The sequence below is a fragment of the Chryseobacterium sp. UF-81 genome, assembly GCF_058245105.1.
On the sequence record NZ_JBSIBX010000001.1, the window covers coordinates 446508 to 473465 of the forward strand.

The 26958-nt window shown below is 39.7% G+C and carries 29 protein-coding genes; 15 read left to right on the top strand and 14 right to left on the bottom strand.

Going from position 1 to position 26958, the window contains the following annotated elements; genetic code table 11:
• Window positions 1-6: 6 nt before the first annotated feature.
• The 6 genes from AC4IFE_RS02095 to AC4IFE_RS02120 all read left to right on the top strand — a co-directional run bounded on the left by AC4IFE_RS02095 (window position 7) and on the right by AC4IFE_RS02120 (window position 2313).
• Window positions 7-231 (top strand): hypothetical protein, encoded by a 225-nt coding sequence (locus AC4IFE_RS02095; protein ID WP_490754484.1) that lies wholly within the window; start codon window positions 7-9, stop codon window positions 229-231.
• Window positions 232-708: 477 nt separating this feature from the next.
• Window positions 709-969, top strand: a complete 261-nt coding sequence (locus AC4IFE_RS02100; RefSeq protein ID WP_116011216.1) for a RebB family R body protein — start codon at window positions 709-711, stop codon at window positions 967-969.
• A 74-nt stretch (window positions 970-1043) separates the two neighbouring features.
• On the top strand, window positions 1044-1304 hold the full coding sequence (locus AC4IFE_RS02105) for a RebB family R body protein (protein WP_116011215.1): 261 nt from the start codon (window positions 1044-1046) through the stop codon (window positions 1302-1304).
• A gap of 76 nt (window positions 1305-1380) precedes the next feature.
• Complete coding sequence (locus tag AC4IFE_RS02110) at window positions 1381-1641, top strand: RebB family R body protein (protein WP_116011214.1); 261 nt, start codon at window positions 1381-1383, stop codon at window positions 1639-1641.
• 74 nt (window positions 1642-1715) lie between these two features.
• Complete coding sequence (locus AC4IFE_RS02115) at window positions 1716-1976, top strand: RebB family R body protein (protein WP_034728080.1); 261 nt, start codon at window positions 1716-1718, stop codon at window positions 1974-1976.
• A gap of 76 nt (window positions 1977-2052) precedes the next feature.
• The gene (locus tag AC4IFE_RS02120) at window positions 2053-2313 is read left to right on the top strand and encodes a RebB family R body protein (protein WP_116011212.1); all 261 of its coding nucleotides are present in this window, start codon (window positions 2053-2055) and stop codon (window positions 2311-2313) included.
• A gap of 74 nt (window positions 2314-2387) precedes the next feature.
• Here AC4IFE_RS02120 and AC4IFE_RS02125 read toward each other — a convergent pair whose 3' ends face one another.
• The 5 genes from AC4IFE_RS02125 to AC4IFE_RS02145 form a co-directional block, all read right to left on the bottom strand.
• Window positions 2388-3071, bottom strand: coding sequence for a response regulator transcription factor (locus AC4IFE_RS02125; RefSeq protein ID WP_490754487.1), 684 nt, complete (start codon window positions 3069-3071; stop codon window positions 2388-2390).
• 9 nt (window positions 3072-3080) lie between these two features.
• Window positions 3081-3692, bottom strand: a complete 612-nt coding sequence (locus AC4IFE_RS02130; RefSeq protein ID WP_490754489.1) for a sensor histidine kinase — start codon at window positions 3690-3692, stop codon at window positions 3081-3083.
• 101 nt (window positions 3693-3793) lie between these two features.
• The gene (locus AC4IFE_RS02135; RefSeq protein ID WP_490754491.1) at window positions 3794-4441 is read right to left on the bottom strand and encodes a hypothetical protein; all 648 of its coding nucleotides are present in this window, start codon (window positions 4439-4441) and stop codon (window positions 3794-3796) included.
• On the bottom strand, window positions 4428-5132 hold the full coding sequence (locus AC4IFE_RS02140) for a hypothetical protein (RefSeq protein ID WP_490754492.1): 705 nt from the start codon (window positions 5130-5132) through the stop codon (window positions 4428-4430). The genes AC4IFE_RS02135 and AC4IFE_RS02140 overlap by 14 nt, the downstream gene beginning before the upstream one ends.
• 199 nt (window positions 5133-5331) lie before the next feature.
• A complete protein-coding gene (locus AC4IFE_RS02145; protein WP_490754495.1) occupies window positions 5332-6510 on the bottom strand; it encodes a T9SS type A sorting domain-containing protein in 1179 nt (392 codons plus the stop codon).
• A 525-nt stretch (window positions 6511-7035) separates the two neighbouring features.
• On the opposite strand from AC4IFE_RS02145, the gene AC4IFE_RS02150 reads away from it, so the two are divergent.
• A complete protein-coding gene (locus tag AC4IFE_RS02150; protein ID WP_490754496.1) occupies window positions 7036-8088 on the top strand; it encodes a phage tail-like protein in 1053 nt (350 codons plus the stop codon).
• Between the two features lie 16 nt (window positions 8089-8104).
• Window positions 8105-8620, top strand: a complete 516-nt coding sequence (locus AC4IFE_RS02155) for a phage tail-like protein (protein WP_490754497.1) — start codon at window positions 8105-8107, stop codon at window positions 8618-8620.
• Between the two features lie 51 nt (window positions 8621-8671).
• Here AC4IFE_RS02155 and AC4IFE_RS02160 read toward each other — a convergent pair whose 3' ends face one another.
• Together AC4IFE_RS02160 and AC4IFE_RS02165 are read right to left on the bottom strand one after the other, a co-directional pair.
• A complete protein-coding gene (locus AC4IFE_RS02160) occupies window positions 8672-9439 on the bottom strand; it encodes a methyltransferase domain-containing protein (protein ID WP_490754499.1) in 768 nt (255 codons plus the stop codon).
• A 212-nt stretch (window positions 9440-9651) separates the two neighbouring features.
• Complete coding sequence (locus AC4IFE_RS02165; RefSeq protein ID WP_490754500.1) at window positions 9652-10122, bottom strand: Lrp/AsnC family transcriptional regulator; 471 nt, start codon at window positions 10120-10122, stop codon at window positions 9652-9654.
• Window positions 10123-10264: 142 nt separating this feature from the next.
• Here AC4IFE_RS02165 and AC4IFE_RS02170 point away from each other — a divergent pair, with 142 nt between their 5' ends.
• The 3 genes from AC4IFE_RS02170 to AC4IFE_RS02180 all read left to right on the top strand — a co-directional run bounded on the left by AC4IFE_RS02170 (window position 10265) and on the right by AC4IFE_RS02180 (window position 13319).
• Window positions 10265-11653, top strand: a complete 1389-nt coding sequence (locus AC4IFE_RS02170; protein ID WP_490754502.1) for an MFS transporter — start codon at window positions 10265-10267, stop codon at window positions 11651-11653.
• A 194-nt stretch (window positions 11654-11847) separates the two neighbouring features.
• Complete coding sequence (locus AC4IFE_RS02175; protein WP_490754504.1) at window positions 11848-12594, top strand: metallophosphoesterase; 747 nt, start codon at window positions 11848-11850, stop codon at window positions 12592-12594.
• Window positions 12595-12764: 170 nt separating this feature from the next.
• Window positions 12765-13319, top strand: a complete 555-nt coding sequence (locus AC4IFE_RS02180; RefSeq protein ID WP_490754505.1) for a DUF2652 domain-containing protein — start codon at window positions 12765-12767, stop codon at window positions 13317-13319.
• A 467-nt stretch (window positions 13320-13786) separates the two neighbouring features.
• Here AC4IFE_RS02180 and AC4IFE_RS02185 read toward each other — a convergent pair whose 3' ends face one another.
• The 5 genes from AC4IFE_RS02185 to AC4IFE_RS02205 all read right to left on the bottom strand — a co-directional run bounded on the left by AC4IFE_RS02185 (window position 13787) and on the right by AC4IFE_RS02205 (window position 19911).
• Complete coding sequence (locus AC4IFE_RS02185; protein WP_490754507.1) at window positions 13787-16048, bottom strand: glycoside hydrolase family 3 C-terminal domain-containing protein; 2262 nt, start codon at window positions 16046-16048, stop codon at window positions 13787-13789.
• Between the two features lie 270 nt (window positions 16049-16318).
• The gene (gene metQ, locus AC4IFE_RS02190; RefSeq protein ID WP_490754508.1) at window positions 16319-17137 is read right to left on the bottom strand and encodes a methionine ABC transporter substrate-binding lipoprotein MetQ; all 819 of its coding nucleotides are present in this window, start codon (window positions 17135-17137) and stop codon (window positions 16319-16321) included.
• A 79-nt stretch (window positions 17138-17216) separates the two neighbouring features.
• Window positions 17217-17873, bottom strand: a complete 657-nt coding sequence (metI, locus tag AC4IFE_RS02195) for a methionine ABC transporter permease MetI (RefSeq protein WP_490754510.1) — start codon at window positions 17871-17873, stop codon at window positions 17217-17219.
• The gene (locus AC4IFE_RS02200; protein WP_490754511.1) at window positions 17866-18894 is read right to left on the bottom strand and encodes a methionine ABC transporter ATP-binding protein; all 1029 of its coding nucleotides are present in this window, start codon (window positions 18892-18894) and stop codon (window positions 17866-17868) included. The genes metI and AC4IFE_RS02200 overlap by 8 nt, the downstream gene beginning before the upstream one ends.
• 21 nt (window positions 18895-18915) lie before the next feature.
• Window positions 18916-19911: an EamA family transporter gene (locus AC4IFE_RS02205; protein ID WP_490754512.1), complete on the bottom strand. Its 996-nt coding sequence runs from the start codon at window positions 19909-19911 to the stop codon at window positions 18916-18918.
• Between the two features lie 513 nt (window positions 19912-20424).
• Between AC4IFE_RS02205 and AC4IFE_RS02210 the strand changes: the two genes are divergently transcribed.
• On the top strand, window positions 20425-22548 hold the full coding sequence (locus AC4IFE_RS02210; protein ID WP_490754514.1) for a type IA DNA topoisomerase: 2124 nt from the start codon (window positions 20425-20427) through the stop codon (window positions 22546-22548).
• Between the two features lie 3 nt (window positions 22549-22551).
• Here the strand turns inward: AC4IFE_RS02210 and AC4IFE_RS02215 are convergent, their stop codons facing one another.
• Complete coding sequence (locus AC4IFE_RS02215) at window positions 22552-22974, bottom strand: hypothetical protein (protein WP_490754515.1); 423 nt, start codon at window positions 22972-22974, stop codon at window positions 22552-22554.
• Between the two features lie 354 nt (window positions 22975-23328).
• On the opposite strand from AC4IFE_RS02215, the gene AC4IFE_RS02220 reads away from it, so the two are divergent.
• Together AC4IFE_RS02220 and AC4IFE_RS02225 are read left to right on the top strand one after the other, a co-directional pair.
• Entirely contained in the window at window positions 23329-23751 is a 423-nt protein-coding gene (locus AC4IFE_RS02220) for a PaaI family thioesterase (RefSeq protein WP_490754517.1), read from the top strand.
• 112 nt (window positions 23752-23863) lie between these two features.
• Window positions 23864-24208, top strand: coding sequence for a phage holin family protein (locus tag AC4IFE_RS02225; RefSeq protein ID WP_111954513.1), 345 nt, complete (start codon window positions 23864-23866; stop codon window positions 24206-24208).
• Between the two features lie 56 nt (window positions 24209-24264).
• Here AC4IFE_RS02225 and AC4IFE_RS02230 read toward each other — a convergent pair whose 3' ends face one another.
• Window positions 24265-24522 (bottom strand): hypothetical protein, encoded by a 258-nt coding sequence (locus tag AC4IFE_RS02230; protein ID WP_490754518.1) that lies wholly within the window; start codon window positions 24520-24522, stop codon window positions 24265-24267.
• Between the two features lie 323 nt (window positions 24523-24845).
• Here AC4IFE_RS02230 and AC4IFE_RS02235 point away from each other — a divergent pair, with 323 nt between their 5' ends.
• Entirely contained in the window at window positions 24846-26840 is a 1995-nt protein-coding gene (locus AC4IFE_RS02235; RefSeq protein ID WP_490754519.1) for a S9 family peptidase, read from the top strand.
• The last annotated feature ends 118 nt before the right edge of the window (window positions 26841-26958 follow it).

Sequence of the window (26958 nt, forward strand, 5' to 3'; positions counted from 1 at the left end):
GTTTATATGAATGAAATCAATACAGCAGTTATGGGAATGTCAGCCTCCGTACCAGCAGCCATCTCAATGCAGATAAACGCACATTCCACGGGGATAATGCATATCAATTCCTCCCTGAATCAGCAGCGGGACGCAATGCTGGGAATGAGCAATTACGTTATGGGAATAAAAAAGATGGGTTCCGGGAGATTAAAGCTGAAAGGTTCAATATCAGGAAGAGGCCGTTTTTAACCTATTTCAGTCATCAATAACAATGGATGCGGTTTATTTCTCTGTAAAGATAGAAACCGGTGACCTCAGCATATACAATCACGTCAATATTATTTTCCACACCGGTTTTTAGATGCTTAACATACACAGTCAGGTAATCCTCAAATACAGGCGTATATCATGTTACAGCATACCTACGGCAGAAACTGATTTTTCAGGAATATACCCGGAAAATCTCAACCGTATCCTTTTTTCAGTATCATACCAGGATAGCTGGAGCTTAAAATAGAGATTTTAACTCTTGCAGATTTTACAGACCATGATTTCAACCCATTGTATTGAGAATCACCCATACAGCGGAAGCACAGTCACAGTCTACAACAATGTTTTGAAATCTGTTTTACCGTATCATCTGCAGGGGCTTAAATAATATAGAAACTAGTTTAAATCAAATATTTTATTAACCGAGATCGGATCTCAAAAAAAACAATTACAACTATGGCAACAGTTAACGAACAAATTACAGACGCAGTAACGCAGTCTAATGTGAAAGTGGTGGGTGAATCTCCTGCAATGGCTTTAAGCAACGTGTATCAGACCGCTGCACATTCTACAGGAATCATGTTTGAAAATGCAGTGAACACGCAAAACCAACAGAACATTTTAGGACAGGCAGCCACTACTCAGGGTATTATGCAAATTTACAGCATGGATACGGTAGCAGACGCTGTTTCAATTGCTAAAATCCTGAAACCTTAATTTTTACAGGACAAAAAATAAGCTTTACAAATCCGGCAGATCCGGTGTTTTAATCCAAATAAACAATAATCATTATGGCAACAGTTAACGAACAAATTACAGACGCAGTAACGCAATCCAATGTAAAAGTAGTAGGTGAATCTCCTGCAATGGCTTTAAGCAACGTGTACCAGACAGCAGCGCATTCTACAGGAATCATGTTTGAAAATGCAGTGAATACCCAAAACCAGCAGAATATTGTGACTCAGGCAGCCACAACGCAGGGTATTGCTCAGATTTACAGTAAGGATACCATTGCAGATGCAATTTCTATTGCTAAAATTCTGAAACCTTAAAAGCTTTTCAGCAGATACTAAATCATGACAAACCGGAAATTCCGGTCGTTTTTAACCCAAATAAACAATAATCATTATGGCAACAGTTAACCAACAAATCACAGACGCAGTTACCCAATCCAATGTAAAAGTGGTAGCAGAGTCTCCAGCAATGGCTTTAAGCAATGTATACCAGACAGCAGCGCATTCCACAGGAATCATGTTTGAAAATGCAGTAAATACCCAAAATCAGCAAAATATTGTAACCCAGGCAGCTACTACACAGGGAGTAACGCAAATCTACAGCCTGGATACAATAGCAGATGCTGTTTCTATTGCTAAAATCCTGAATCCTTAAAAAAAATTCAGAACAAAAAAATTCTAACAGCCGGATGAACCGGTCATTTTTAACCTAAATAAACAATAACCATTATGGCAACAGTTAACGAACAAATCACAGACGCAGTTACACAATCCAATGTAAAAGTTGTAGGCGAATCTCCTGCAATGGCTTTAAGCAACGTATATCAGACAGCAGCGCATTCTACAGGAATCATGTTTGAAAATGCAGTAAATACCCAAAATCAGCAAAATATTGTAACCCAGGCAGCTACTACACAGGGAGTAACGCAAATCTACAGCCTGGATACAATAGCAGATGCTGTTTCTATTGCTAAAATCCTGAATCCTTAAGACTCGGCTGAAAGCAAAAAAATCCTGACAGCCGGATAAGCCGGCTGTTTTCTAACCCAAATAAACAATAATCATTATGGCAACAGTTAACGAACAAATCACAGACGCAGTTACCCAATCCAATGTAAAGGTAGTAGCAGAGTCTCCTGCAATGGCATTAAGCAACGTGTATCAGTCCGCTGCACACTCTACAGGAATCATGTTTGAAAATGCAGTGAATACGCAGAATCAGCAAAATATTTTAGGTCAGGCAGCCACTACACAAGGGGTTATACAGATCTACAGCATGGATACGATAGCAGATGCTGTCTCCATTGCCAAAATATTGAATCCTTAATTTATAACATGTTTTTTAGATTTCCTGTCAGGGAGTGCCTACGTGTACTCCCTGATTTTTTATGGAATAAATTATTATTTATCCAGCAAGACAATTTCGTCTGCATCAATAATGCGGTTCTGTACAGCATAAATCACCAGTCCGGCCATATTCTTTACACAGGTTTTGATCATCAGATTGGTTTTATGTGTTTCAACGGTTTTCGGGGAAATGAACAGGGTGTCTGCAATTTCTTTTGTACTCATCTGCTGGCAAACAAGCTTTAGGACATCAATTTCCCTTTCCGTAAGATCATCTTTTGAATAAGCGTGAAATTCAGGAAGTTTATTAGACAGCTGGTGCCTCATCACCTCTACCTGGTCGTCAGAAAAATAATGGCCGTTCACATGCACAGCATTAATCACATCCGAAAGCTCACTCATTTCTATTTCTTTGGAAAGAAAAGCATGCGCTCCCATTTTCAGCATCTGGCCCATAAAAGACCGCCTGTAAAAACTCGAAAGTACAATGATTTTCATACCTGTAGAGCTGTTGGATAAAGCTGATAATACTTCCAGGCCGCTGCCGTTGGCCATTCTCAGGTCCAGGATCAGAATATCGGGGGTATGCCTGTTCATTTCTTCCAGGAAAGCTGCTCCGCTGGCGCAGGTAAGTACCGTCCGGTATCGTTTATCCCTGTCTATATAATCCCTTAAAAGCTGTACAAATAGAAGGTCATCGTCTGCAATGCCGATCTTTATTTTTTCTGGTTCTTTCATATTTTAGTTTCATTTTAATGTCATAAAGAGCAGCCATTGGGTTCCTTTTCCCGGCTTGGTCTTTACTTTATAAGCAGCGTTGATCTGCTGAGTCCTTGATTTTATATTTCTCAGGCCTATTCCTCCATATTTATTTCCTGTCTTAAAGCCACATCCATTATCTTTTACAGTTAAGACCAGATACCGGGATGAAATCCTGAGCCTTATATCCAGTTTGGTAGCCTGCGCATGTTTCAGTACGTTGCTGATAAGCTCCTGCACGATCCTGAACAGATTCAATTTGACTGAACTGCTGATCCTGTTACCATCAGTTCCGTAATGATGGAAAATAACAGGTATGTCTTCAACCTGTTCAAGATAATCTGCCATAAGATCCGCTAGTTCTATCTCATCCAGATCCGGTGGCGTAAGGTTGTGGGAAAGCTCCCGGATAAGCTGCATCGACACTCTGATGTCCCTGCTCAGATCATTAACACTTTTACCTGCCGTATTTAAACGGATGAGGTTAAGTCTTGAAATAATATTATCATGGAGTTCCTCCGACAAGCGCTCTCTGTCTTTTTCCTGGATATAAAGTGTGTTTTTTAAACATTCTGTCTGGGCATTTCTGACCATCTGCATTATTTTTTTTTTATTTTTTTTGATACCTTTCAGATAAGTGGCCGTGAGTACGGTTATGAATAAGGTTATTAAGAACAGAAACCCAATCCAGATCCATACAACTACTGCCAGATTCTGATCTTCCCGGTACGGCATCCCATATTAACGATAGCAAGATAAAAGCACAGCAAAAGAACTCCTCTGAAAAGCCAGATGGGCGCTACCCATTGCATATGGTTGTTGATCAGGAAATTAAATGTTGTGGAGATCACCGTCTCAATGGAAAAAAACAGAAATACAGCAACATTCACCATGAACAGGGGAGAGTCTGTTTTTGCCTTTCTGATTACTTTCAGGAAATAAAGTCCTCCAAAGCTGCAGATCACAATATTCGGGATAATATTAGAGTAGAAGGTAAGTGCTTCAATACTCTGGCGGTACACAATGTTGAATATCAGCAGTACCAATGCAGACGTGTAGATCAGAGCTCTTATACGAGAAGGAATTTTGAAGAAATAGCTATTGTAAATTTCTGTCAGGGCAAGCAAACTCAAAAACTGGCTTAATGAGTAATTGTAAACATTGTATGCATTCAGTTTCATCAGCCTTCCGATGAGGTCAGACAGTTCCAAAGCAGATTCACCGAGAAAAAACAACAATAGCAGGAGCTTTTCTCTTATTCCGGTCATCAGAAAAAGAACAAGGCCGGCGATCAGTGTAATGTTGATAAGGATCTGCAGAAAAAGAGACAGGCTGTTATATGTTTCCATCACTTTTGATCAGGAGTTGGAAATTTTGAAGGCCGGATATGGAGAATGGCGGTCTGGGTGTAGAAAAGTCTTCTGCTTCCTTACTCATTTCATTCACTTCCAGATATTTCACGGTGATAAATTCTATATGATAATCCGAGAGACTGCCTCCGTCTTTTAGTAAAGTGGTAAGTCCCAGAAAACAGATGCATGACTGATCCTCCTCAAGGCCTAATTTTTCATAATCTGAAAAAGGAATAGAAATTAACCTGAAAAATGGCTTTTCCCTGTTCACCTCAAGCCATGTGCTGCCGAACATATTCCATCTGAAACTCCGGTTGATTGCAGATTCCCAGTCAATAGACGGTATCTCCAATGTTTCACTGAAATACTGCTGCAGCGGATCAATTGATCCGCGAGTAAACTCTTTGACAAGGATATGGCTGAAATCAGCATCTGCATCGCTTTTGGAATCGATCAGGAAAAATTTAAGCTGGCCTTCATCAATGCCTGCATAGGCGTGTATAGCTTTATTATCTTCATGTCCCAGATAGCTTTTCCACTCATTAATTTCCTTTCCTGTAACACTGAAATGCGTCCCCTGATTAAGTGCGTTGAGGATTTCCTGTTCACTTACCCTATTCCCCATCTTATACGATTCTGTTAAAGTATTCCATTTCCTGATGGCATTACAGATGTTCTCAATTTCCATAATATTAAATATTTACAATGATATTTCTTTATGGTTGAAATTTACGAAAAAATTGGATTTAAATCACATTGTTTGGAGATAGGTGTATTTCAAAAAACAGAATAAGAATTCCATTATTCTGAAATTGGATTTCTTAACTGAATAAAAACGATCAATGGAACTTCCATTGATCGTCTTTTGAAAATATGATATCAAGAATTTAATCCCGGATAACCATCTTTTTAGAACCCGTCACTTTTCCGTCTGTAATCATGCTGTATACATAAGTGCCGGATTGCAGTTCTGAGCCTGATAGGGTGATTGTTCCGTTGCCTTTCTCACGGAGTGGGAGGGATTTCACCAGCTGCCCGGAGATATTGTATACTTCAATAGAGGCTGTCTTAGCACTTTTTGGAAGATAATAGCTGATGCTCGTTCCGTTTTTGGTGGGATTGGGAACATTTTGAGCAAGTTGCGCAACATCCGAAGAAGAAATATCAGTTGATGAAATGCCTTTATTTAATAGCAGCTGTTTCAGCTCCTCTACCGTATTTTCAAGATTTTTAATACGGTCTTCCAGCTGCTGGATGGTTTCATCTGAAGCCGGAGCTGTTTTGTTGAGCGGCGTGTTCGAAACCATTACATTTCCAATCGCATCTACAACCAGGGCCCGGCCACTTCCTGTGGGCAGGTTTTCATGCCTTACCGTTCCCACCGTATGGAAATTGGCAGTCGGAGCAAGGGTAAGGATACCCACACTTTGATCTTTGATCAGCATCGTTGAGGTAGGAGATAAGCCAAACATGATGGACAACGGAATATTATTTGTCAGTTTCACACCTCCTGTGCCTGATCCGATCACGAAAGAACGGTTTCCGGTAGCAGCCAGGTCAATTCCGAATCCCCCGGAATATACATCCTTAAGATCGATGCCTACCCCTAATGCGAACTGGTTATGATTTCTGATTGTGTTTTTCCAGCCCAATGCTACAGACTTGCTTGAGCTATTCAGGACCATGTTATCCTGTCCGCTCACGATATTGGCACCTCCGGCATTACTGAGATCATTTCCCCAGCCGCTTACTATGGAACTGCCTGCCAGTCCTCCAAGAATATTGGAGCTTCCGGTGATGATGCTTCCTTTTACTTTGGCGATATTGGAGTTGTTCACGGCGTCTACGATAAACGAACCTGTTTCATTCAGGATAGCCTGCCCCGGATTGGCAGATGCTCCGTTGGTTCTCAGGAAAAAGGGTCTCGGATCTACTGTGCCTGCGTAATTTGCCGGTGTGATTCCTGCATTTCCGGTAATTTGCCATTGCTGGGCATTAGCAATTCCTGTCAAAAGAAGCATAGCTGCTGCCAGGCCACTTTTCATGGATAATAATGGTGTTTTCATAATTTTGAATTTTGATGGTTTTAGTTATCACTAAAGTATGAAATATTTTTATTGAAATTAAAACTTTAATCACTTTTATGTGATATTAAATGTTGTTTTATTGATTTAAGCTCAATGATAAAGGTAAATCGATGTATTATAATTAATTTCTATATATTTTATTTGTATCATCTAATTACTTTGAAAAGCCTTTTTAATACAGATAATTAAGTTACAGCTTAACTAAAACTGAAAACAATAATTTTAACTCAGGAGATGCATCAGAACGATGCATCTTTTTTTATTAATATAATTCAGGCTGAATTGGCAAAGACTGATCTTACTTTAAAATAAATTTCATTTTTTTAAACAGTTGTTTAATTTCCTGTTATTGCGTTAATTAAGTGTATTTGGCTGAAATAATTCGGGCATAAATGAAGCTCCGGATAAAATTTTGGTACATAAATTGTTGAATAGAGGGCTAACTAAAATTTTATTTTTAACGCATTAAATTATGTGAAAAATATTAATTTATTATAAAGTCATATGAATAATTTAAATTTTAGCGCCATTAATGGGAAATTCATTTTCTTGTTAATGGTTGTTTTTTACGGTATTGCGAACGCGCAATGTACGCCTTACACAGGTCAGGCAATGAGTACCGGACAGACTTACTGTCTTACCGGAAACCTTACTTTGGCTAATGATATTACCATCCCTCAGGATGCACTTCTTATTATTGAACCTGGAGGAGTGCTTACTGTAAAAGGGATTACGGTAAACGGTAACCTTGAGATCCGGGATGCTGCCAGTGTAAAATCCGAGGGATCAATCATCATAGGAGTGTTTGGAAGCCAGAAAAATTCAAAAGTGAAATTGGGAACAAAAGCCTATCTTTCCCTTACCGGTTCAGTTTCTCAGGGAGATCCTTCATTCATGGGAACATTTCCCGGAGCTACTTCAACCATTGATATGGGAACATACAGCGTTGTGGAAATATGCGGAACTTTCAGCCAGCAGTCTATTACCTATCCTTTTATAAATTATGTTGGTGCTCCCTTGGGTAAAGCCTATTGTATTGCCAAAGCCCAGGTGAATGGAGGAGGAAGTTCCATACTCAGCAACGACAGTCAGATTATAGCCATTGCAATGGATACCGTAACAGGGCTTGCTCCCGGAAATGCCAGTTTCTGCGGACCGAATGCTACTCAGGCTTCATGCCCGGATCTTTGGCCAGCCGGGCTTCCCAATGACAAATTTGCCTGCGGCTTTGCGGATGAAATCGTTCATGAATTAGATAATTATTGTACCAAACCTGGAGCCTCGGGAAGTCCTGACAGCTATACCAAAATGGGAATTACCATACAGCAGAAAACCAGTAAATGGCCTGAGCATATTCCTAATGGTTTTCTCGCATTGGAATCGAAAACCAAAGGGTTCGTTATCACCAGAGTTCAGCATGTAAGTCAGACCCCTAAGCCAGGAGATGCAGTTGCAGAACCGAAAGAGGGAATGCTGGTCTATGATATTCAGGACAGCTGTGTAAAACTCTACAACGGTACTCAGTGGAAATGTATTGAAAGAAGTTGTAACGATTAACCTAATTTAACATCATATGAAACCTGTAAAAAAGATAAGTATAACCCTGATATTGATGATTTTTAATGTTTTTTACGCTCAGGTAGCTATAGGTAAAGACACAATCGACGGCAGAAGCACCATACTGGATTTCAATAATACCTCCACCAACACAAAAGGTCTTATTCTTCCTGCCACACAGGGGCTTCCTTCAGGCAGTGCGGCAAACGGAACATTTGTATTTGATACCTCAGATGACACAGTAAAGATGTACGAGAATAATACCTGGAAAGCACTTAGTGATGTGGGAAATTCTGCATCCGTAATACCTAACGGTTCAGATGAAACCGGGAATGGCGTAGTGATTGGCTCCAAAGAAGGAAGTGCAGACGGAGTACTCGTTCTGGAATCATCTGACAAGGCAATGATTCTTCCTAAAATATCTTCGCCGCATCTTAATGTGAAAAATCCGTATCCGGGAATGATATGCTACGATACAGCCAGCAAAACGTTTGCTGTTTTTGACGGAACGGTCTGGAATTACTGGAAGTAGTAATATTAAGCTATTCAAAAAAGCTCTGTTTTAAATAATAAACAGGGCTTTTTATTTTTTCCTTCCATACAGCAGGATTCTTTTGAATGCATAAATAGCCGGAAGTTTTGGAAAATTCCTCGTAATACGCAGCTTAAACTCTGTTGTAAAGGTTTTCTGCTGTTGTTCATCAAGCCTTTCCAGGTATGGGATCAGGGCTGATCCGGAGATAAAGCTGAGCAGGGTTTCATGATCTTCGGCAATAATAGGATATACCTTTTGTGAAAGATTCAGATCTTGAATGCCGTTGTCGAAAAGGATCTGTGCATATTCATCAATGGTCAGGACCGCAGAAGGACGGTTCCAGCTGTTAAGCTGAGATTTAAACGGTTCTTCATCCGCCAGCTCAAAAAGAATTTTATTGAGGATGTTCCCTGGCTGATAAGGCATCTGTACTGCTAACTGGCCGTTCCCATTCAACTTGGAGATCAGCTTCGGAAATAATTCCTGATGGTTATCAGACCATTGCAGGGCAGCGTTACTGAAAATGAGATCCCAGTTTTCATCAGCATCAAGCATTGCTTCAGTCGTCAATATTTTAAAATGGAGGCGTTCATTTTCCAGGGTATTGGATTTTTCCAACATTTCGGGAGAAGAGTCGATCCCTGTAAAAACAGCATTGGGAAATTTTTCTGTAAGAATGGCGGTCTGTTCACCTGTTCCGCAGCCGATATCTACCGCTTTCATGTTACTTTCATCGATGATCAGCTCGGCAAGATCATAAAACGGTTTGAAGCGGATATCTTTAAATTGATTGTAAACGTCAGGATTCCAGGGCATATTCGGTCATTTTAATGTGACTTCAATTTAGCAATTCCTGAATAGAATGAGGAAATTAAAATATTAAAAGATTCTTAAAAAAACAGATGGGAGCCGGAATTACTGAAAGGGTAGAGGACAATCATCGAGTGCTGGTATCCATGTCAAGGTTTTAAACCTTGACATGGATAAGAAATAAAAATTGGCAACTGCCATCTTTCTTTCTCAATTCACTACAAAATCTGCACGCTTTCCTTAATGCTGTTCATTACAAAAATACTTTTCGTCTGCCCGATGCCTTCAATTTCAGAAAGTTTGTTGACAAAAAACTCATGGAACTCATCCATATTCGGTGCAAGGATTTTAAGCATAAAATCAAAGTCTCCGCTTATATTGTAAAATTCTACAACCTCTTTCAGCTTACCAACCTCTTCAATAAATTTTCCTGCTGTTTTTTTATTGTGAACATTCAGGGCAATCATACAGATGACCATCATGCCTTTATTTACCTTTTTACGGTCTACTACAGCAGTGTATTCCCTGATGATACCGAGCTTTTCCATTCGTTTGATCCGTTCATGGGTAGGGGTGGGGCTCAGATTGATTCTGGCGGAAATATCACGTATGCTCATTTTGGCATCCTTCTGTAGCAAACGAAGGATAGAAAGGTCTTTTTCATCGGGAGAATAATGGTCTGCAGTCATTTGTTCTGTTTTTAAGCTTGTTATTGTCGGTGATAGTGTATTTGTTCTTTTAAAATTAAATAAAGTACAAATTTGTTCCAAATTTACTATATAATTTTTGAATATGTTCTTTTAAAATTAATTTTGCAGGAAATTTGAATACATGAGTACAAGGAAAAATTTAATATTAATATTAGCATCGGTAGGAACTTTTGTAGAGGCTTTGGATATTGCCATTATTAATTTAACGATTCCTTCTATTCAGGAGCAGTTTCATATCGGAGCGGAAACTGTACAGTGGCTGCAGACCCTTTATGTACTGTTTTTCGGAGGTTTTCTGATCATTGGCGGGAAGCTGTCAGACCAGATCGGCCGTAAAAAGATATTCCTTATCGGAGCTCTTGTTTTCATGCTGACCTCATTGGGAGCCGGACTTTCGCAGAGCTTTGAGGTATTGGCTATATTCCGTGCCCTACAGGGATTGGGAGCGGCTTTGATTATGCCTTCTGCCTTATCCATTGTGACCAACACATTCATGGGAGAGCAGGAACGCAACCGGGCTATCGGGATTTTCAGTTCTTTTGCGGCGATTGGTTCGGGAAGCGGACTTTCTGTAGGCGGCATTATCAGTACTTATCTTAGCTGGCACTGGGTTTTCCTGATCAATGTCCCTATTCTTTTACTTACCCTGATTTTTGCCTATCAATATCTGCCTGCAGATGAAAAAAGTGAAACCGGTCAGAAAACAGATCTTATATCAGGATTGCTGCTTGTTTTAGGCTTGTTAAGTCTCACCTACGGAACCCATGAATTGGTTCATATCAAAGAAAATTCTTTCATGATTATCGGCTCTCTGGTACTTGCCATTCTGCTTCTAGCTGCTGTATTTATGAGACTGAAATCTGTAGCTCAGCCTCTGATCGATCTGCAGTTATTGAAGCACAGATCGCTGATGGTTTCCAATGCCGTTTTCTTCACATTGGGAGCGTTTTTCATAGGATTTCTTTTTCTTATTTCATTAATGCTTCAGAAAGATATGGGGCACAGTGCAGCTTCGGCAGGGCTGATGCTTGTACCGTTCAGTATTATGTCAGCATTGGCGGCGAAATTTGTCCTGCCTCATGTTTCCAAAAGGCTGAGTTCTTCCCAAATGGGTGTTTTCGGATGGTGCTTTATGCTGGCAGGTGCTTTATTCTTGCTGATCGCTGTGTATACAGGCCATCCGTTGGTAATGGTGTTGCTGGGAGCTGCCTGCATTTCAGGGATAGGAATGACGTTCTGCTTTACGGCACTTTCGGTGATGGGAATTCAGGATGTGGAGCCCTCTCATTATGGGGTGGCATCCAGCTTAAGTTCTACCAGTTATTTTCTGGGTGCAGGTATCGGGTTGTCATTTATGACTTTAATGAGCCAGATCTTTCCTTCTCAGTATGCGGTTGGAGATTTAAGTCTGATCATTCTGGTTGGATATGCTTTACTGGCCCTTGGAATGCTGCTGTATTTCATTGTTAAAAGTTTAAAAGCCAGACAGACTGAAATAGCGGTTTCATAAAAATAAACAGGTATAAAGCCATGATTTTAACACAAAGAAATTATTATTACTTTCTATTTGTTTCAAGACAAAAGAACATATGAAATTTTGTTTATCACTGCGTTTAACTTTACTCTTCCCCTGATTCATGCGAAATACACCAATTATATAAAAAGGATCAACATTATTAGGACGATTCTTTTTATTTTAGCAGTATGAAAATACAGATCATCAGCGATCTTCACCAGGAATTCGGATCAACTGATTTATTTTTTGATCAGGCAGATGTTGTCATATTGGCCGGAGATATTAATCTGGGGACAAAAGGAATTGAATGGATCAGGTCGACTATCAGGGACAAACCTGTTGTGTATGTTCTGGGAAACCATGAATATTATAAAGGTTCCTATCCTAAAACCTTAAATAAGATAAAACAGGCAGCTGAAGGATCAAATGTCTTTGTACTTGAAGATGATTCCGTGGATATTGACGGAATCCGTTTTCACGGAGCCACGCTTTGGACGGACTTTTCTATTTTCGGAGATCCTTTATATCACGGAATGATTTGTCAGCCGGTAATGAATGATTATAAAAAAATCAAACGGGATCCTTCCTATTCAAAGATGAGGACTCTTGATACGTTTAAAATTCATCAATTCTCAAAGCTTTGGTTAAAAGAAAGCCTGGAAAGTTCTGCGGGCTTGCAAAATATTGTCGTTACTCATCATGCACCCAGTATTCAATCTGTTCCGGAACAGTACAAAAAAGATCCTGTGACTTCCGCTTATGCATCCAATCTGGAAGATTTCATCACAGAACATCAACCACAGTACTGGATTCACGGACATATTCATACACCGTGTCGTTACAGAATAGGAAAAACTGAAATTATCTGTAATCCGCATGGTTATATTGATGAAAAATACAACGGCTATGAAAAAGAGCTCATCATTGAAGTGTAGGATTGGAATTGTTTTCTATTAGGTTCTCTATCTTTCAGCATATTCGTCCTTTTGAAAGTATAATTATTGGATGCCGCAACTTCTAGAATGGTTGGCAATACTGATAATAAAGTAAAATGAAACCTTGTCCGTCTATCATAATGCAGCAGGTTTTTAAAACTATAATCATTATGAAGAATATAAATATACATGAGGGTATTATTCTTATTCCTGATTTCAGTGGATTTACTGAATTTGTATTCAATACGAAACTTTATACAGGAGAATATATTGTAAGACAGCTACTATCTACGCTGATCGATATGAATGATCAGTATTTTGATATCTCGGAGATCGAGGGCGATGCCATTTTATTTTACAGGTATGACAATCATCCGTCGTATGATCATATTTCAAGAATGCTCTGGAACATGCGGAATGCATTTAACCAAAAGATTAAGGAATTAAGCAAAGAATTAAGTATGTCCATAGACATGTCGCTCAAGTTCATTGTACATTATGGAAAATTTTCCCAGTATACGATCGGAAGCTTTAAAAAACTTTACGGAAAAACAGTCGTGGAGGCCCACCAGATGCTGAAGAATGAATTTGCAGAAAATCCATCTTATGCCCTTTTCAGTCATTCTTTTTTAGAAAACAGCGAAAGTGAAAAATCAGAAATCAATACACAGCAATATCATCTTCCTGAAGGTGGGATGATCCATTATTTCGAGAATGCCAACTAGCATATCTGTTTTTTTATCCTTGTCAGTTTGCTATGTGATGCCTGGGTGAGGTCCGGCATTTTTTATTGACTGAACTCGATTTAATGTTTTTGATAGTATCATTTGATATTATCAATACGGATAGAATAATGATTCTTAATATATAGTAACTACCGTACGAGTTTAGAGTTTTTAGAGAATAGATTTCATTTTTAGCAGAAGGTTCTTGATCTTGAATTTTTGGTTCTTTTGTTTCAAGGCAAAAGAACAAACGTTTTTAACACTTAAGTAATTCTTAAGCTTGAAAGCCTGATGCATAAAAGCTCACATAAGTATTAAAAAAATCAAAGATTTTTATCCAAAATACTATCCATAAACATCTGTGTACATCTGTGAAATCTGTGGGTAAAACACCACCACAAAAGGTACTTTAAGCAAAAAAGCAGATCCCGTAGAACCTGCTTTTTAAATTTTATGAATAATGAAAATTACTTCAGCGTAAATTTCACTTTTGTTTTAATCGCATCCGAAGAATTCCCGATCAGTGCTTCAAAATCTCCGGGCTCGGCTGTCCATTCATGCTTATCGGCATCAAAATAGCTCAAAGCTGTTTTATCAATCGTAAAAGTCACTTCCTTCTGCTCGCCAGGATTAAGATATACCTTTTCAAAACCTTTGAGTTCCTTTGAAGGACGTGGTACGGAAGCTTTGATATCACTGATATATAACTGCGCAACTTCAGCACCTGATTTCTTACCTGTATTTTTTACAGTCACAGTAAATGTGATCTTATCATCCTGAGACATCACTGTTTTATCAGCAGAAGCTTTTCCAAACTCAAATGTGGTATAGCTCAAACCATGGCCAAAGCTGAACAGAGGCTTTATTTTTTTCGTATCATGCCAACGGTAGCCTACAAAAACACCTTCGTTATAGGTAATATTGATCGGGTTTTTCTGATCTTTTCCTTTGCCTGCTGCCAGCTCATCTTTCTGTCCCGGATATTCTCCTAACCGATGGGCTGAATTATCTTCAAGTTTCACAGGGAAAGTAAACGGAAGCTTTCCTGACGGATTGGCATCACCGGCCAGAACGGAAGCTATGGAATTTCCTGCCTCGGAACCAAGGTACCAGGACTGCAGAACAGAAGGCACTTCTTTAATCCACGGCATAGCTACTGCATTTCCGGAAACCAGAACAACTGCAAGGTTTTTATTCGCTTTCGCTAATGCGGAAATCAAATTGTCCTGATTGTAGGGAAGCCCGTAACTTTTTCTGTCATTACCTTCACTGTCCTGGAAATCAGATTTATTCAATCCTCCTACGAAAATTACATAGTCGGATTTTTTAGCCAATTCTACAGCTTCGTTTAGTAATTCAGCTGCAGAACGGTCGTCTTTAAGGTTCTGTCCGGATTTTACCCCGTTATATTCCCCACCAATATCACCTACGTAGCCTCTTGCGTACTGTACATCTGCCTGCTTTCCGAACCTGGTTTTGATTCCGTCCAATGGAAGGGTTTCATACTTTACTTTTAATGAAGAAGATCCACCGCCGACCGTCATGATCTTGATAGCATTTTCACCGATTACTGCAATCTTTTTAGCTTTATTAATGTCGATAGGAAGTATGTCGCCCTGATTTTTCAGCAATACAATTCCTTCCTCACCAATTTCTTTTGCTACAGCCTTATGCTCCTCAGAAGCAATATTCCCGAAAGGCTTGTTCCTGTTCATCGTTGTTTTGTAGGCTAAACGAAGTAATCGGGTCACTTTATCGTCAAGTTCCTGTGTTCCTACTTTTCCAGCCTTGATGAGGTCTAAATAAGGTTTTGCTAAATAGTAATTGTCATAGGCATTTTTAGTTCCGGCAGAAAGTCCGTTCGTCCAGCTCCCGAATTCAAGGTCTAATCCGTTGTGGATGGCCTGTTCCGTATTGTTGACCGCTCCCCAGTCTGATACAACAACTCCTTTATAGCCCCATTCCTTTTTCAGAATATCATTTAAAAGATACTGATTCTGGCTGGCATACTGGTTTTTATACATATCATAGGCACCCATGATTGTCCAGGAATCCCCTTCAGTTACCGCTGCTTTAAAAGGGGGAAGATAGATTTCATAAAGCGTTCTGTCATCAATATTCACATTGCTTGTATGACGGAACATTTCCTGATTGTTCAGGGCAAAATGCTTCACAGAAGTAGCCACACCATTGGATTGTACCCCTTTGATATAGGGAACTACCATTTTTGAAGTTAAGTAAGGATCTTCACCCATATACTCGAAGTTTCTTCCGTTTAGAGGTGTTCTGTAGATATTAACACCAGGTCCCAGAAGAATATCTTTTTTCCTGTATCGTGCCTCCTCTCCCAGAGCTTTTCCGTAATTCCACGACATTTTTTTGTTCCATGTTGCAGAAAGTGCCGTCAGGGCAGGGTAGGCAATGATAGAGTCATTCGTCCATCCGGCCTGATCCCACTCGTCCCACATCACTTCCGGACGAACCCCGTGGGGACCATCTGTGGTCCAGAATTCAGGAATCCCCAGCCTTGGAACGCCGGGCGAGCTGAACTTGGACTGTGCATGCAGCATCGTGACTTTTTCTTCCACGGTCATTCTCGAAAGAGCATCCTGAATACGTTGTTCTACGGGTTTCGATTCATCTAAATAAACGGGTTGGGTATGATTCTGAGCCATATAGGAAGCAGCAATAAAAGTGAATAAACTTACAATGGCGGTTTTCTTGAACATAAATGCCTTTTTATTGATTAACAACAAAAGTAAGTAAAATTTTTATTATCTCAAATTGAGAAAATAAATTTTAACCAATAAATTTTTGATCCCGACTTCGAAGTTTGAGGGTAGGGAGAGTTTTAGAGTATGGGTTTCGTATTCGAGGTTTGAGTTCTTTCTTCCGACTTACAATCCGCACTCCGAAACTTTAAAACTCTCTGACTCTTAAACCCAAGTACCCACAACAAACTCATCACCTATTACTTATTGCCAATTACTCATTACTGATTACTCATGATCCACCCATCCCTTCACTGCGCCACCTTTGAAGATTTCCTCAGCTTTTTTAGCTACTTCGTCAGATTGGTAGGCTTTTACAAAGTTTTTTACTTTGGCGGAATTTTTATTGTCATGGGTCGCAACGATTACATTCACATATGGAGAATCTTTATCCTCGCTGAAGACGCCCTGCTTAGCAGGATCTAATCCAGCTTGTGATGCGAAATTATTGTTGATAATGGCGATAACCACTTCTTTATCGTCCAGAACTCTTGGCAACTGCGGAGCTTCAATCTCAAGGATTCTCAGCTGTTTGGGGTTTTCAGTGACATCGGTAACTTTGGGTAATAATCCTGTTCCTTCTTTCAGCTTTAAAAGTCCGTTTTTCTGAAGGAGAAGAAGAGATCGCCCCTCATTGGTTGGGTCATTAGGAATAACAATGGTACTTCCGTTCTGAAGCTGGCTGATCGTTCTGATCTTTTTAGAATAGGCCACGATGGGATAGACAAAAGTATTTCCTACTACGGCCAGTTTATAGCCTCTCTGCTTCGACTGCTCATTCAGGTAAGGAACATGCTGGAAAGCATTAGCTTCAATATCTCCGTTGTTCAATGCTTCATTCGGAACTACATAATCATTGAAAGGAATCAGTTCTACATCAAGATTGTATTTTTCCCTGGCTACTTTTTTAGCCGCTTCGGCAATTTCCAGTTCAGGACCGTAGGTAATTCCTACTACGATATGATTCGGGTCATCCTTCTTTCCTGAGCATGCATTGAACAGGAGAAGTCCAGTCGCTAAAAGGGCTGTTATTTTTATTTTTTTCATTAGAATTTTAAAATTAAAAGTTGATTGAGGCGCTTGAAACTGCCTTTATTATTTTTATATTAAATGTCTGAGGCCTTAATTACCTGTGATCGAACTTTTTCGCCAACCTATCGCCTGCAAACTGAATGATAAATACCAAAGCAACAAGTAGCACCAATACCACATTCATGATCACCGCATCATAACCAATATAACCGTATTGATAACCGATCTGTCCTAATCCACCGGCTCCCAGTGCTCCACCCATTGCAGAATACCCTACCAGAGTGATGAGCGTAATGGCTGCATTGTTGATCAGAGAAGGAAGCGCTTCCGGAAGCAATACTTTTTGGATAATCTGTAAAGGAGATGCCCCTAAAGCTCTGGCCGTTTCTATCAACCCATGGGGAACTTCGAGAAGGCTGTTTTCCACCAGTCTGGCGATAAACGGAGCTGCTCCTACACTCAACGGAACCAAAGCCGCATTCATCCCGATGGAAGTTCCTATGATTACTCTCGTAAAAGGGATCATCCAGACAATTAAAATAATAAATGGGATAGAACGGAAAATATTAACCAGAATAGAAGTTACTCTGTAATACACGGCATTTTCCAGCAGCTGTCCTTTCCTTGTTAAAAATAATAGAATTCCAACCGGAAGCCCCAAAACAAATCCAAAAAATCCTGAAACAAACGTCATATAAACCGTTTCCCAAAGTCCCTTTCCCAAAAGAGCAATTACCGAATCACTAAGCATATCCTTTTACTGTATTTTGAATTTTATTCTGGTTAAAATAATAAATAGCTTTCTGGTTTTCCTCATGTTCACCCTGAAGGTGAAGCAGAAGTTTCCCGAAGTTGGCATCACCGAGATATTCTACATCAGCTTTCAGAAGCTTGTAAGGAATTTTGTATTGGTCGTAAAGCGTTGAAAGCAGTTTTTCAACACTTATATTTTCATTGAGTTCTATTTCAATCAGCGGAAATAAACCGTCTTGAGGCTCTTTCTGCAGTTTTTTATTGAGTTCCTGAGGAATCGTCATGATGTCTGAATTTATAAATTGTCGGATCACCGGATTTTTTTTATCCGAGATGATCTCGCTTAATGTTCCTTTTGCTAATAATTTTCCTTTGTCGATGACAGCTACATGGTTGCAGACTGCCTTGATGACCTCCATTTCGTGGGTGATCAGCAGAATCGTAATGCCAAGCCTCTGATTGATATCCCTTAAAAGCTGCAGGATGGATTGTGTAGTTGCCGGATCCAGTGCGCTGGTGGCTTCGTCACACAGAAGGAGATAAGGATCATTTGCCAATGCCCTTGCAATGGCTACTCTCTGTTTCTGCCCGCCCGAAAGGCTTTTGGGATAATCATTGGCTTTGTCTTCCAATCCTACAATCTTCAGCAGCTCATTGACTTTTCTGTTGATCTCATCCTTGCTGACGTGATCCAATTCCAGCGAAAGTGCGACATTATCAAAAACAGTTCTGGATGAAAGCAGGTTAAAATGCTGGAAAATCATCCCGATTTTTTTCCTTTCACCTGCAAGCTGCTTTGAGCTTAATTTGGTGAAATCTCTTCCGTTGATAATGATCTGCCCTTCATCAGGCCTTTCCAGGAGATTTACGGTACGGATCAAAGTGCTTTTTCCGGCTCCGGAAAACCCGATGATGCCAACAATATCTCCTTTTTCAACACTAAGGCTTACCTGATCCAATGCCTTGAATGACTGCTTTTTCTGGTGAAATGTTTTTGAAATGTTTTTGATTTCTATCATTTTTAATGTCTGATTTAATTTTTAAATAGGCTGATACGGTTGCGTGGTCTTATTGAAAAACCGTTTCAGTCTTCTTATCTTCACTTTTGACCTTTTTGAAAGTCTGAAATACTTGGTAACATTGGTGAGCAAAACTCCGAGTAATATCACGGACAATCCGTACAGCTGGCTTCCGTTAATGGTTTGGCCGGCTACAATCCAGCCTGCCAGTACTGTAACAATAGGGTTGATATAAGTATGCGTGCTTACCAAAGCTGCAGGTTTTACAGAAAGCAGCCATATATAAGATAAATAAGCGACTACAGATCCGAAGAATACCAGGAACAGAATACCCGCCCATGCCGATATCGGAACATTGGAGAATGAAAAACCGTGCCATTCTTTTCTGAATGCGGCAATAATAAAAGCGACAACGCCTGCTGTGATAAGCTGCTGTGCTATATTCATAAATGTAGACTGTGAAGCCGGATTTTTCTTCGAATATAAAGATCCCAGCACCCAGGCCACTGAGCTTAACGCCAGTACAATGAATGCTGTGATTCGCAGATTTCCGTCCACCGCTGTATGATGTGCGCTGGAAACACTTCCGTTCAGGAATAAGATTAAGCCTGCAAATCCGATGACCAGTCCAATCGGGATAAATTTATCTGAAAAATAATACTTCCAGTTCTTCTTATCAATAGCAATGAACCAGAAAGGTCCCGTTGCAATGGCGATCGCCGCTTCAGAAGCCGATACATACTGTTCGCCCCAGGCAACAAGTCCTGTTCCGCCGGTAAGAATAAGTATTCCTGTGATGGCATTCTTTTTCCAGTTGATCAGAGAATTGGCTTTTTCACCCTTAGCAAGCAGCCAGCCGATCATCAGAAGTCCGGCCGCCAGGAAACGGAATCCGGAAAGAATAAAAGGAGGAAACCCTTTCAGACCAAATGAAATAGCGAGGAATGTAATTCCCCAGATTACGTAAATATTGATAAATGCTACCGGCACCAGCCAGCTGTTTTTAGAAGTGCTCATTCTTTATGTTTTTGTGATGTGTATTAAAATAAAAAGGCCCTACAACGTGGTAAGGCCTTTAGAAATATGTAATATAAAATAAGGTCAGCCACAGGATTTTTGATGCATAAGCATACAGTTGCACATCATCATAGTTTTGATGGTCTGTTTCTTCATTGGCTGATGTTTAAATCCTTGTATCATTTTATTTTTCTTTTCCTGAATACGGGTGCAAATATAGAACATATATTTTTATTAGTCCACTAAAACTATAGACTTTTTTAATGGTTTTTGTTTTATTAATTTTTAATCATTTGTTTTTCAGTGGATTAATTTGTTTTAAATTTTGTTAATATTTACTGATGAAGACTAATTTATTTATTACTATCATCCAATAATCAGGATAATGATAAGTACTGATACCTTATAATTCTGCATGGTACTATTTCTCAATAGCCGATTTTAACTCCTGGCTAAATTAGCAAAATCCAAAAAAAATCCCGACTTTTGTCCCCCTTCAATAATCCCGAATTCATGAAACTTTGTATTGCCGAAAAGCCCAGTGTTGCCAGAGATATCGCCAAAGTATTAGGTGCTACCACGCCTAAACAGGGCTATATGGAAGGTAACGGATACTGTGTGACATGGACATTCGGGCACCTTTGTACCTTAAAGGAACCTCACGATTATGGTCCTCAGTACAAATCCTGGAATTTGTTTTTATTACCCATAATTCCAGCCAGTTTCGGAATCAAATTAATTCCAAACAAAGGTGTAGAAAACCAGTTCAAGGTCATTGAACGATTAGTGGAAGAATGTGAGGAAGTCATTAACTGTGGTGATGCCGGGCAGGAGGGAGAATTGATCCAGCGATGGGTTTTACAGAAAGCAAAATGCAACAAGCCCATTCAGCGTTTATGGATTTCGTCCCTTACTGAAGAAGCCATTAAAGAAGGTTTTGACAACCTGAAACCGGCTGAAGAGTATAAAAATCTGTACCTGGCAGGAAATGCAAGAGCGATTGGTGACTGGCTGTTGGGAATCAATGCAACGAGGTTATTTACCAAGAAGTTTGGTGGTAATAAAGCAGTTCTTTCCATCGGGAGAGTGCAGACGCCTACTTTGGCTATGTTGGTTCAGCGTCAGAAGGAAATCGATGCATTCAATACCGAAGAATATTGGGAACTCAAAACCAAGTACCGTGACGTAATTTTCAATGCAGCGATCGACAGGTTAAAAACATTAGACCGTGCCGAAAAAGGACTTGAATATCTTAAACTGAACCCTTTTGAAATTGTCTCTTTTGAAATTAAAGAAGGAAAAGAAAAGAATCCAAGACTTTTCGATCTGACGGGACTTCAGGTAGAAGCCAACAAAAAATATGGCTACTCCGCAGAAAATACCTTAAATTACATCCAGAGTCTGTACGAAAAAAAGCATGTGACTTATCCGCGTGTGGATACCACTTATCTATCCGAGAGTCTGTATCCGAAAATAGAAGGCATTCTCCGGAAAATGCATTTTTATCAGGATCTGGTTTCCCCATTGCTGGAAGCGCCGATTCCTAAGTCAAAAGCAGTTTTTGATGATACGAAAGTGACCGATCACCATGCGATTATCCCTACAGAGGTTCCGCCTTCTCAAAACCTGAGCAGAGAAGAGAAGTTAGTGTATGACCTGATTGCAAAACGTTTTATCTCTGTTTTTTATCCTGAATGTAAAATTTCAAATACCCTGGTAGAAGGTAAAGTAGGCACTATTCCTTTCAAAACAAGTGGGAGGCAGGTTCTGGAGCCGGGATGGAGAGTGGTGTATGCAAAAGAGCCCAAAGAAGAATCTACAGATAAGGAAAAAGAAAAGGAAGAAGAACAAACCATTCCTGAATTTACCGTTGGAGAAACCGGTCCGCACGACCCGATGATCCATCAGGGGAAAACCACACCACCCAAACCATACACTGAAGCAACTTTGCTGAGAGCGATGGAAACCGCCGGAAAACAGGTTGAAGACGAAGAACTGCGCGAACTCCTTAAAAATAACGGGATCGGAAGACCTTCTACCCGTGCCAATATCATCGAAACCCTTTTCAAAAGGAAATATATTGAGAAGAAAAGGAAAAATCTGATCGCCACTCAAACCGGAATTCAGCTGATCGATACCATTGAGGACGAACTGTTGAAAAGCCCCGAATTAACCGGAGAATGGGAGTCAAAACTTCGTAAGATTGAAAAAGGAGAATATGAAGCCAACCAGTTTAAGGAAGAACTGATTCAGATGGTAACGGAACTGACTGAAAAGGTCGTGTATGGAAAAGGAAAAGTAATTACATTATACGAAGAAAAAGAGGAAGTCAAAGAAAAGAAAAAACGCGAGCCTGCCGTAAAAAAAGAACTTCAGTCCTGGGAAGAAACCCAATGTCCGAAATGTAAAGACCATCATCTGATCAAAGGAAAAGCAGCTGTAGGATGCTCAGATTTCAAAAACTGCGGGTTCAAAATTACTTTTGATATTTTCGGCAAAAAGCTTTCGGACAAACAACTCTTGGACTTGGTTTTAAAAGGGAAAACTTCAAAACTGAAAGGATTCACTGCACACTCTGAAGCCTTAACAGAAGGAATTTTAGCACTTGGAGAAGATTTTCAGGTGCAGCTTTCTTAAGGTTTAGCGGAATAGTTTATCATACCAGCCACTGAGGTCTTTCCTGATAGCATCATGGTATGTACACAAGATTTGCGCCAGCTCAAGCTCGGACCTTTCCGATTTGTAAGTGTTTAAAGTCAGATAACCGAAAAAGTTACCATCCTGATCAACAATTGCTGGTGGATAAGAAGCATAACTGCTCCACGGAGAATAGGTGCTGTATGAACTTCCATAGTTTCCATAACCGTTCCAAATAGATTTTGAACTGAGTACATTTCCATAATCACTGTATGGATTCCAGATCGAATTTTTATCAAAAGTATCACAATTCAAGCAGCCCAAATATTGATCCTGGTTGGAACCTCCGTACAGATGCAGCGTCTGTGCCTGTGAAATACAGCATAGAAGGAGGCTTAAAAATAGGAAAATCTTTGTTGTAGTCATATGGATGGCTGTTTGTGCAAAGCTACTATTTTTTGTAACTGTTTTTTGGAAACCACCCCGTCAAAAATTCTGTGGATTTTCGCCACCCCTCCAGAGGATGGGAATAATTGTCCAATTAACAACAGGTGTCATGAAAATCAAAGACTTTCATAGAAACTTAAGTGTACTCTTATGCGCAATATATTTAACTAAAAAAAATACTTAAGTGTTCAAAAAACTTTTGTGACTTTTGTGGTTAAAAACCTGTCGAATTTTGAAGTTCCAGCATTAAGAAGTAAACTTATTCCAAATTTTCTGGCATTTCTGAAAAACATTTGTGTACTTTGTATTCCATTCAGATTAAAATATATATTCATGACTCCGGAAAAAAAGAAACTCATGACAGACAGCTTCGGCCGCTCAGAAACGCTGAAATTTTACAATGCCGAACTGCTGGAAGTAGACACCGATTTCGTCTCCATCAAAATTCCCAAAATGGAAATGATGACCCGTAAAGCCGGAATGTTCAATGGTGCTATGATTGCCTCTCTGGTGGATGTTTCTTCAGGATATGCTTCGGTAAGCCACTATAAAGACGACTGTTATGTAGTGACTGTTGAACTGAAGGTGAACTATCTTCGCCCTGCATTGGGAGATGCCCTCATATCGAGGTCCTATGTTGTAAAAGGTGGAGCAAAGATTATCGTGGTGAGGACTGAAATTTACGTCCTTGATGAAAGTACCGGTTCGGAAAGTCATGTGGCGACTTCATTGGTAACCATGATGAGGATCAAATAAATAGAAATGCAGCCATCAAAATATTCCGTAAATACAGGAATTACCGGCTTTTTTTAGGCGTGAATGGAACAGGATTTGCAACGTAAATACCATAACATTAAAAAATAATAATATGAACTTAATTATCAGGCTGTTCATTACAGCAATCGTTGCATACCTTTTGACTAAGGTGCTTCCGGGGGTACATTTCGAAGGATTTTCTTCGGCCATCATTTTTGCCATCGTACTGGGGGTATTAAATATTTTTGTAAAACCTATTTTAGGACTTTTAGGGCTTCCGCTTACAATCATTACATTAGGACTGTTTGCCTTAGTAATCAATGCATTGATTATTTTGATCGCAGATTATTTTATAGACAGTATGGTCGTAGACGGCTTCTGGTGGGCACTTATTTTCAGTGTGCTGCTGTCCTTTGTAACTTCACTGGCCAATTCCATGTTTTCAGACGGGGATTAATAGTAAAAAATATAGCAAACAAAATCGGCTGTCTCATTGAGACAGCCGATCTGTTTTTAAGAATAATTCTCATTAATCCAATCTATACATTCTTCGTAAGTCTGAACCTGTGCCGGGGTCTGGATATAAGGAGCATTCGTAGGAGCATTTTCGGCAATTTTAGCCATGATTTTCTCCAGAGTTCTACCTTTAAAATCGACTCTTGTTGCCTGAATCGAGCCATATTTCAAATGGTCTTTGTGAATGTGCCAAAGATTAGCTGCTCCTGCATCTACTTGGGTTGCTTTAAAATCGCCTGTTTCTAATGTACTCATGATGTAAATTTTAAATGGTTAATTAATAAAAACCGAGTCAATTATGAACTGCTGTTTATGCTGTCATAAAATCACGATTCTGTTGATTTCACTCAGGTAAAATTCAGGATTTCAGGTCAGTGAAAGAAGAGGGAAAATACCCATCTTTAAAAAATAGGTGTTTTCCTGTAAAGCACACCTCAATTGTGAAATGGAATTTTCTTGTTAATTCTTTCGTCCATTGGGATTTTAAGTATTAACTTTGGTCATCTTTGAATTAAATAAAACAAACGGGATGAAATCAGTAAGATTCTATAGTTCCGTTAAAAAATGAATATCAACATATGAAATTTAAGTACAGTCTGCTGGCCCTGGCAGCTCCGCTCTTAATGAATGCACAACAGTTAATGACGCCTGAAATTCTCTGGACTTTGAAAAAGGTAGGAGTACAGGCCGTTTCACCGGATCAGTCTTCACTGATTTATAAAGTGGGACAAGTAGATCTGAAAACAGAAAAAACAAAAAGTGAGAACTACTTTCTCAATGTTCTTAATAACCAGTCTTCCAAAATAGATTTCGGTAAAAAAGCCCTTATTCAGTGGGATAAAAACGGGATTTATGCTCAGGAAGGAGATAAGATTTTCCTTTCAAAAGATAACGGGAAAACCTGGTCAGAATTTTACACCATCGGAGAAGTAGACAATATTGTGATCTCTCCGGACGGTAAAAAAATTGCGTTCAGCAAACAGGTTCTGGTAGAAAAGCTGATGGGAAAAGACAAATACAGCGATACCCCTAAAACGACAGCCCAGGTATATACAGATCTGAATCACAGGCACTGGGATTATTTCAATGAAGGGAAGTACAACCACGTATTCGTAGTGAATGCCACAGACAAGGCAGAATCTGCAAAAGATCTTCTGGAAGGTAAAACCTGGGATTCTCCCCAAAGACCTTTCGGAGGAGCGGAAGATTTTATCTGGAGCCCGGATTCTTCACAGCTTTTATATGTTACAAAACCTAAAAGCGGAAAAGAATATTCCACAAGCACCAACACAGATATCTTTGCGTACGATCTGGCTTCAGGAACTACAAAGAATATTACAGAATCCAATAAAGGATACGATGTAAACCCAAAGTTCAGTCCGGACGGAAAATCACTGGTTTGGCAAAGCATGGCCAGAGATGGGTATGAAGCGGATAAAAATGATGTAAAAATCATGGACTGGAAGTCCGGAAAAACAACCAATCTTACTGCGGGATGGGATGAAAGTGTTTCCGGAGATGTATTCTGGAGCGGTGATTCAAAAACCATCTATTTTACAGCAGCATTCAGAGGTACAAAACAGCTTTTCTCTTTAGACCCTAAAGCAGCAAAAGTACAGCAGATAACAAAAGGGGATTTTGACGTTAACGAAATCTTTACCGACAATAAAACTTCACTTCTGGTAGGAAGAACAGACGTTAACCACGCAACAGAATTATTTTCTGTCAACGTGAAAAACGGGGAAATGAAGCAGGTGACCGAAGCCAATAAAGAAGCTTATGCTAAACTGGCACAGGGGAAATCTGAGCTGAAAATGGTTAAAACAACGGATGGAAAAGAAATGGGCGTATGGTTCCACTACCCACCCAACTTTGATCCGAATAAAAAATACCCTACACTGGTATATTGCCAGGGAGGTCCGCAATCTGCACTGACACAGTATTTCAGTACAAGATGGAACTTCTCTCTGATGGCAGCCAACGGATACATCGTAGTGGCTCCAAACAGAAGAGGAATGCCGGGGTGGGGAACAAAATGGAACGAAGAAATCTCTAAAGACTGGGGTGGACAGCCGATGAGAGACTATCTGGCAGCAACCGATTTTGCGAAAACATTACCTTATGTAGACGGCGAAAGAGTAGCAGCAGTAGGAGCAAGCTATGGAGGATACAGTGTATTTATGTTAGCAGGAACCCACGAAAACAGATTCAAAACGTTCATCGCCCATGATGGATTATTTGATATGAAATCCTGGTACCTTACTACCGAAGAGCTTTGGTTTGCCAACTGGGACCTTGGCTCTCCATGGGAAAAGCCGCTTCCAAAAGCCTATACGGAATTCAATCCAAGCAATTTTGTTGAAAAATGGAACAAGCCAATCATGATTGTTCAGGGAGGAATCGATTTCCGTGTACCTTACGAGCAGGGGCAGGAAGCTTTTCAGGCAGCTAAATTAAGAGGATTGAAAACTAAATTAGTCTATTTCCCGAACGAAAACCACTGGGTACTTCATCCGCAAAACGGATTGGTATGGCAGAGAGAATTCTTCGACTGGCTGAAGGAAACTTTATAATTAAAAATTAAAAGTGAATAATGAAAATAGATTAAATTATTCCTTAAAATATCAATAGGAGCGGGCTTTAGCCCGCTTTTTGTTTTCAGATTTGAGAGGCTTTAGCCAAATTTTATAT

Bases quoted from the DNA above. Each gene is read 5' to 3' on its own strand.
- AC4IFE_RS02095 (WP_490754484.1), top strand. From the start codon at position 7: ATGAATGAAATCAATACAGCAGTTATGGGAATGTCAGCCTCCGTACCA.
- AC4IFE_RS02100 (WP_116011216.1), top strand. From the start codon at position 709: ATGGCAACAGTTAACGAACAAATTACAGACGCAGTAACGCAGTCTAAT.
- AC4IFE_RS02105 (WP_116011215.1), top strand. From the start codon at position 1,044: ATGGCAACAGTTAACGAACAAATTACAGACGCAGTAACGCAATCCAAT.
- AC4IFE_RS02110 (WP_116011214.1), top strand. From the start codon at position 1,381: ATGGCAACAGTTAACCAACAAATCACAGACGCAGTTACCCAATCCAAT.
- AC4IFE_RS02115 (WP_034728080.1), top strand. From the start codon at position 1,716: ATGGCAACAGTTAACGAACAAATCACAGACGCAGTTACACAATCCAAT.
- AC4IFE_RS02120 (WP_116011212.1), top strand. From the start codon at position 2,053: ATGGCAACAGTTAACGAACAAATCACAGACGCAGTTACCCAATCCAAT.
- AC4IFE_RS02125 (WP_490754487.1), bottom strand. From the start codon at position 3,071: ATGAAAGAACCAGAAAAAATAAAGATCGGCATTGCAGACGATGACCTT.
- AC4IFE_RS02130 (WP_490754489.1), bottom strand. From the start codon at position 3,692: ATGCAGATGGTCAGAAATGCCCAGACAGAATGTTTAAAAAACACACTT.
- AC4IFE_RS02135 (WP_490754491.1), bottom strand. From the start codon at position 4,441: ATGGAAACATATAACAGCCTGTCTCTTTTTCTGCAGATCCTTATCAAC.
- AC4IFE_RS02140 (WP_490754492.1), bottom strand. From the start codon at position 5,132: ATGGAAATTGAGAACATCTGTAATGCCATCAGGAAATGGAATACTTTA.
- AC4IFE_RS02145 (WP_490754495.1), bottom strand. From the start codon at position 6,510: ATGAAAACACCATTATTATCCATGAAAAGTGGCCTGGCAGCAGCTATG.
- AC4IFE_RS02150 (WP_490754496.1), top strand. From the start codon at position 7,036: ATGAATAATTTAAATTTTAGCGCCATTAATGGGAAATTCATTTTCTTG.
- AC4IFE_RS02155 (WP_490754497.1), top strand. From the start codon at position 8,105: ATGAAACCTGTAAAAAAGATAAGTATAACCCTGATATTGATGATTTTT.
- AC4IFE_RS02160 (WP_490754499.1), bottom strand. From the start codon at position 9,439: ATGCCCTGGAATCCTGACGTTTACAATCAATTTAAAGATATCCGCTTC.
- AC4IFE_RS02165 (WP_490754500.1), bottom strand. From the start codon at position 10,122: ATGACTGCAGACCATTATTCTCCCGATGAAAAAGACCTTTCTATCCTT.
- AC4IFE_RS02170 (WP_490754502.1), top strand. From the start codon at position 10,265: ATGAGTACAAGGAAAAATTTAATATTAATATTAGCATCGGTAGGAACT.
- AC4IFE_RS02175 (WP_490754504.1), top strand. From the start codon at position 11,848: ATGAAAATACAGATCATCAGCGATCTTCACCAGGAATTCGGATCAACT.
- AC4IFE_RS02180 (WP_490754505.1), top strand. From the start codon at position 12,765: ATGAAGAATATAAATATACATGAGGGTATTATTCTTATTCCTGATTTC.
- AC4IFE_RS02185 (WP_490754507.1), bottom strand. From the start codon at position 16,048: ATGTTCAAGAAAACCGCCATTGTAAGTTTATTCACTTTTATTGCTGCT.
- metQ (WP_490754508.1), bottom strand. From the start codon at position 17,137: ATGAAAAAAATAAAAATAACAGCCCTTTTAGCGACTGGACTTCTCCTG.
- metI (WP_490754510.1), bottom strand. From the start codon at position 17,873: ATGCTTAGTGATTCGGTAATTGCTCTTTTGGGAAAGGGACTTTGGGAA.
- AC4IFE_RS02200 (WP_490754511.1), bottom strand. From the start codon at position 18,894: ATGATAGAAATCAAAAACATTTCAAAAACATTTCACCAGAAAAAGCAG.
- AC4IFE_RS02205 (WP_490754512.1), bottom strand. From the start codon at position 19,911: ATGAGCACTTCTAAAAACAGCTGGCTGGTGCCGGTAGCATTTATCAAT.
- AC4IFE_RS02210 (WP_490754514.1), top strand. From the start codon at position 20,425: ATGAAACTTTGTATTGCCGAAAAGCCCAGTGTTGCCAGAGATATCGCC.
- AC4IFE_RS02215 (WP_490754515.1), bottom strand. From the start codon at position 22,974: ATGACTACAACAAAGATTTTCCTATTTTTAAGCCTCCTTCTATGCTGT.
- AC4IFE_RS02220 (WP_490754517.1), top strand. From the start codon at position 23,329: ATGACTCCGGAAAAAAAGAAACTCATGACAGACAGCTTCGGCCGCTCA.
- AC4IFE_RS02225 (WP_111954513.1), top strand. From the start codon at position 23,864: ATGAACTTAATTATCAGGCTGTTCATTACAGCAATCGTTGCATACCTT.
- AC4IFE_RS02230 (WP_490754518.1), bottom strand. From the start codon at position 24,522: ATGAGTACATTAGAAACAGGCGATTTTAAAGCAACCCAAGTAGATGCA.
- AC4IFE_RS02235 (WP_490754519.1), top strand. From the start codon at position 24,846: ATGAAATTTAAGTACAGTCTGCTGGCCCTGGCAGCTCCGCTCTTAATG.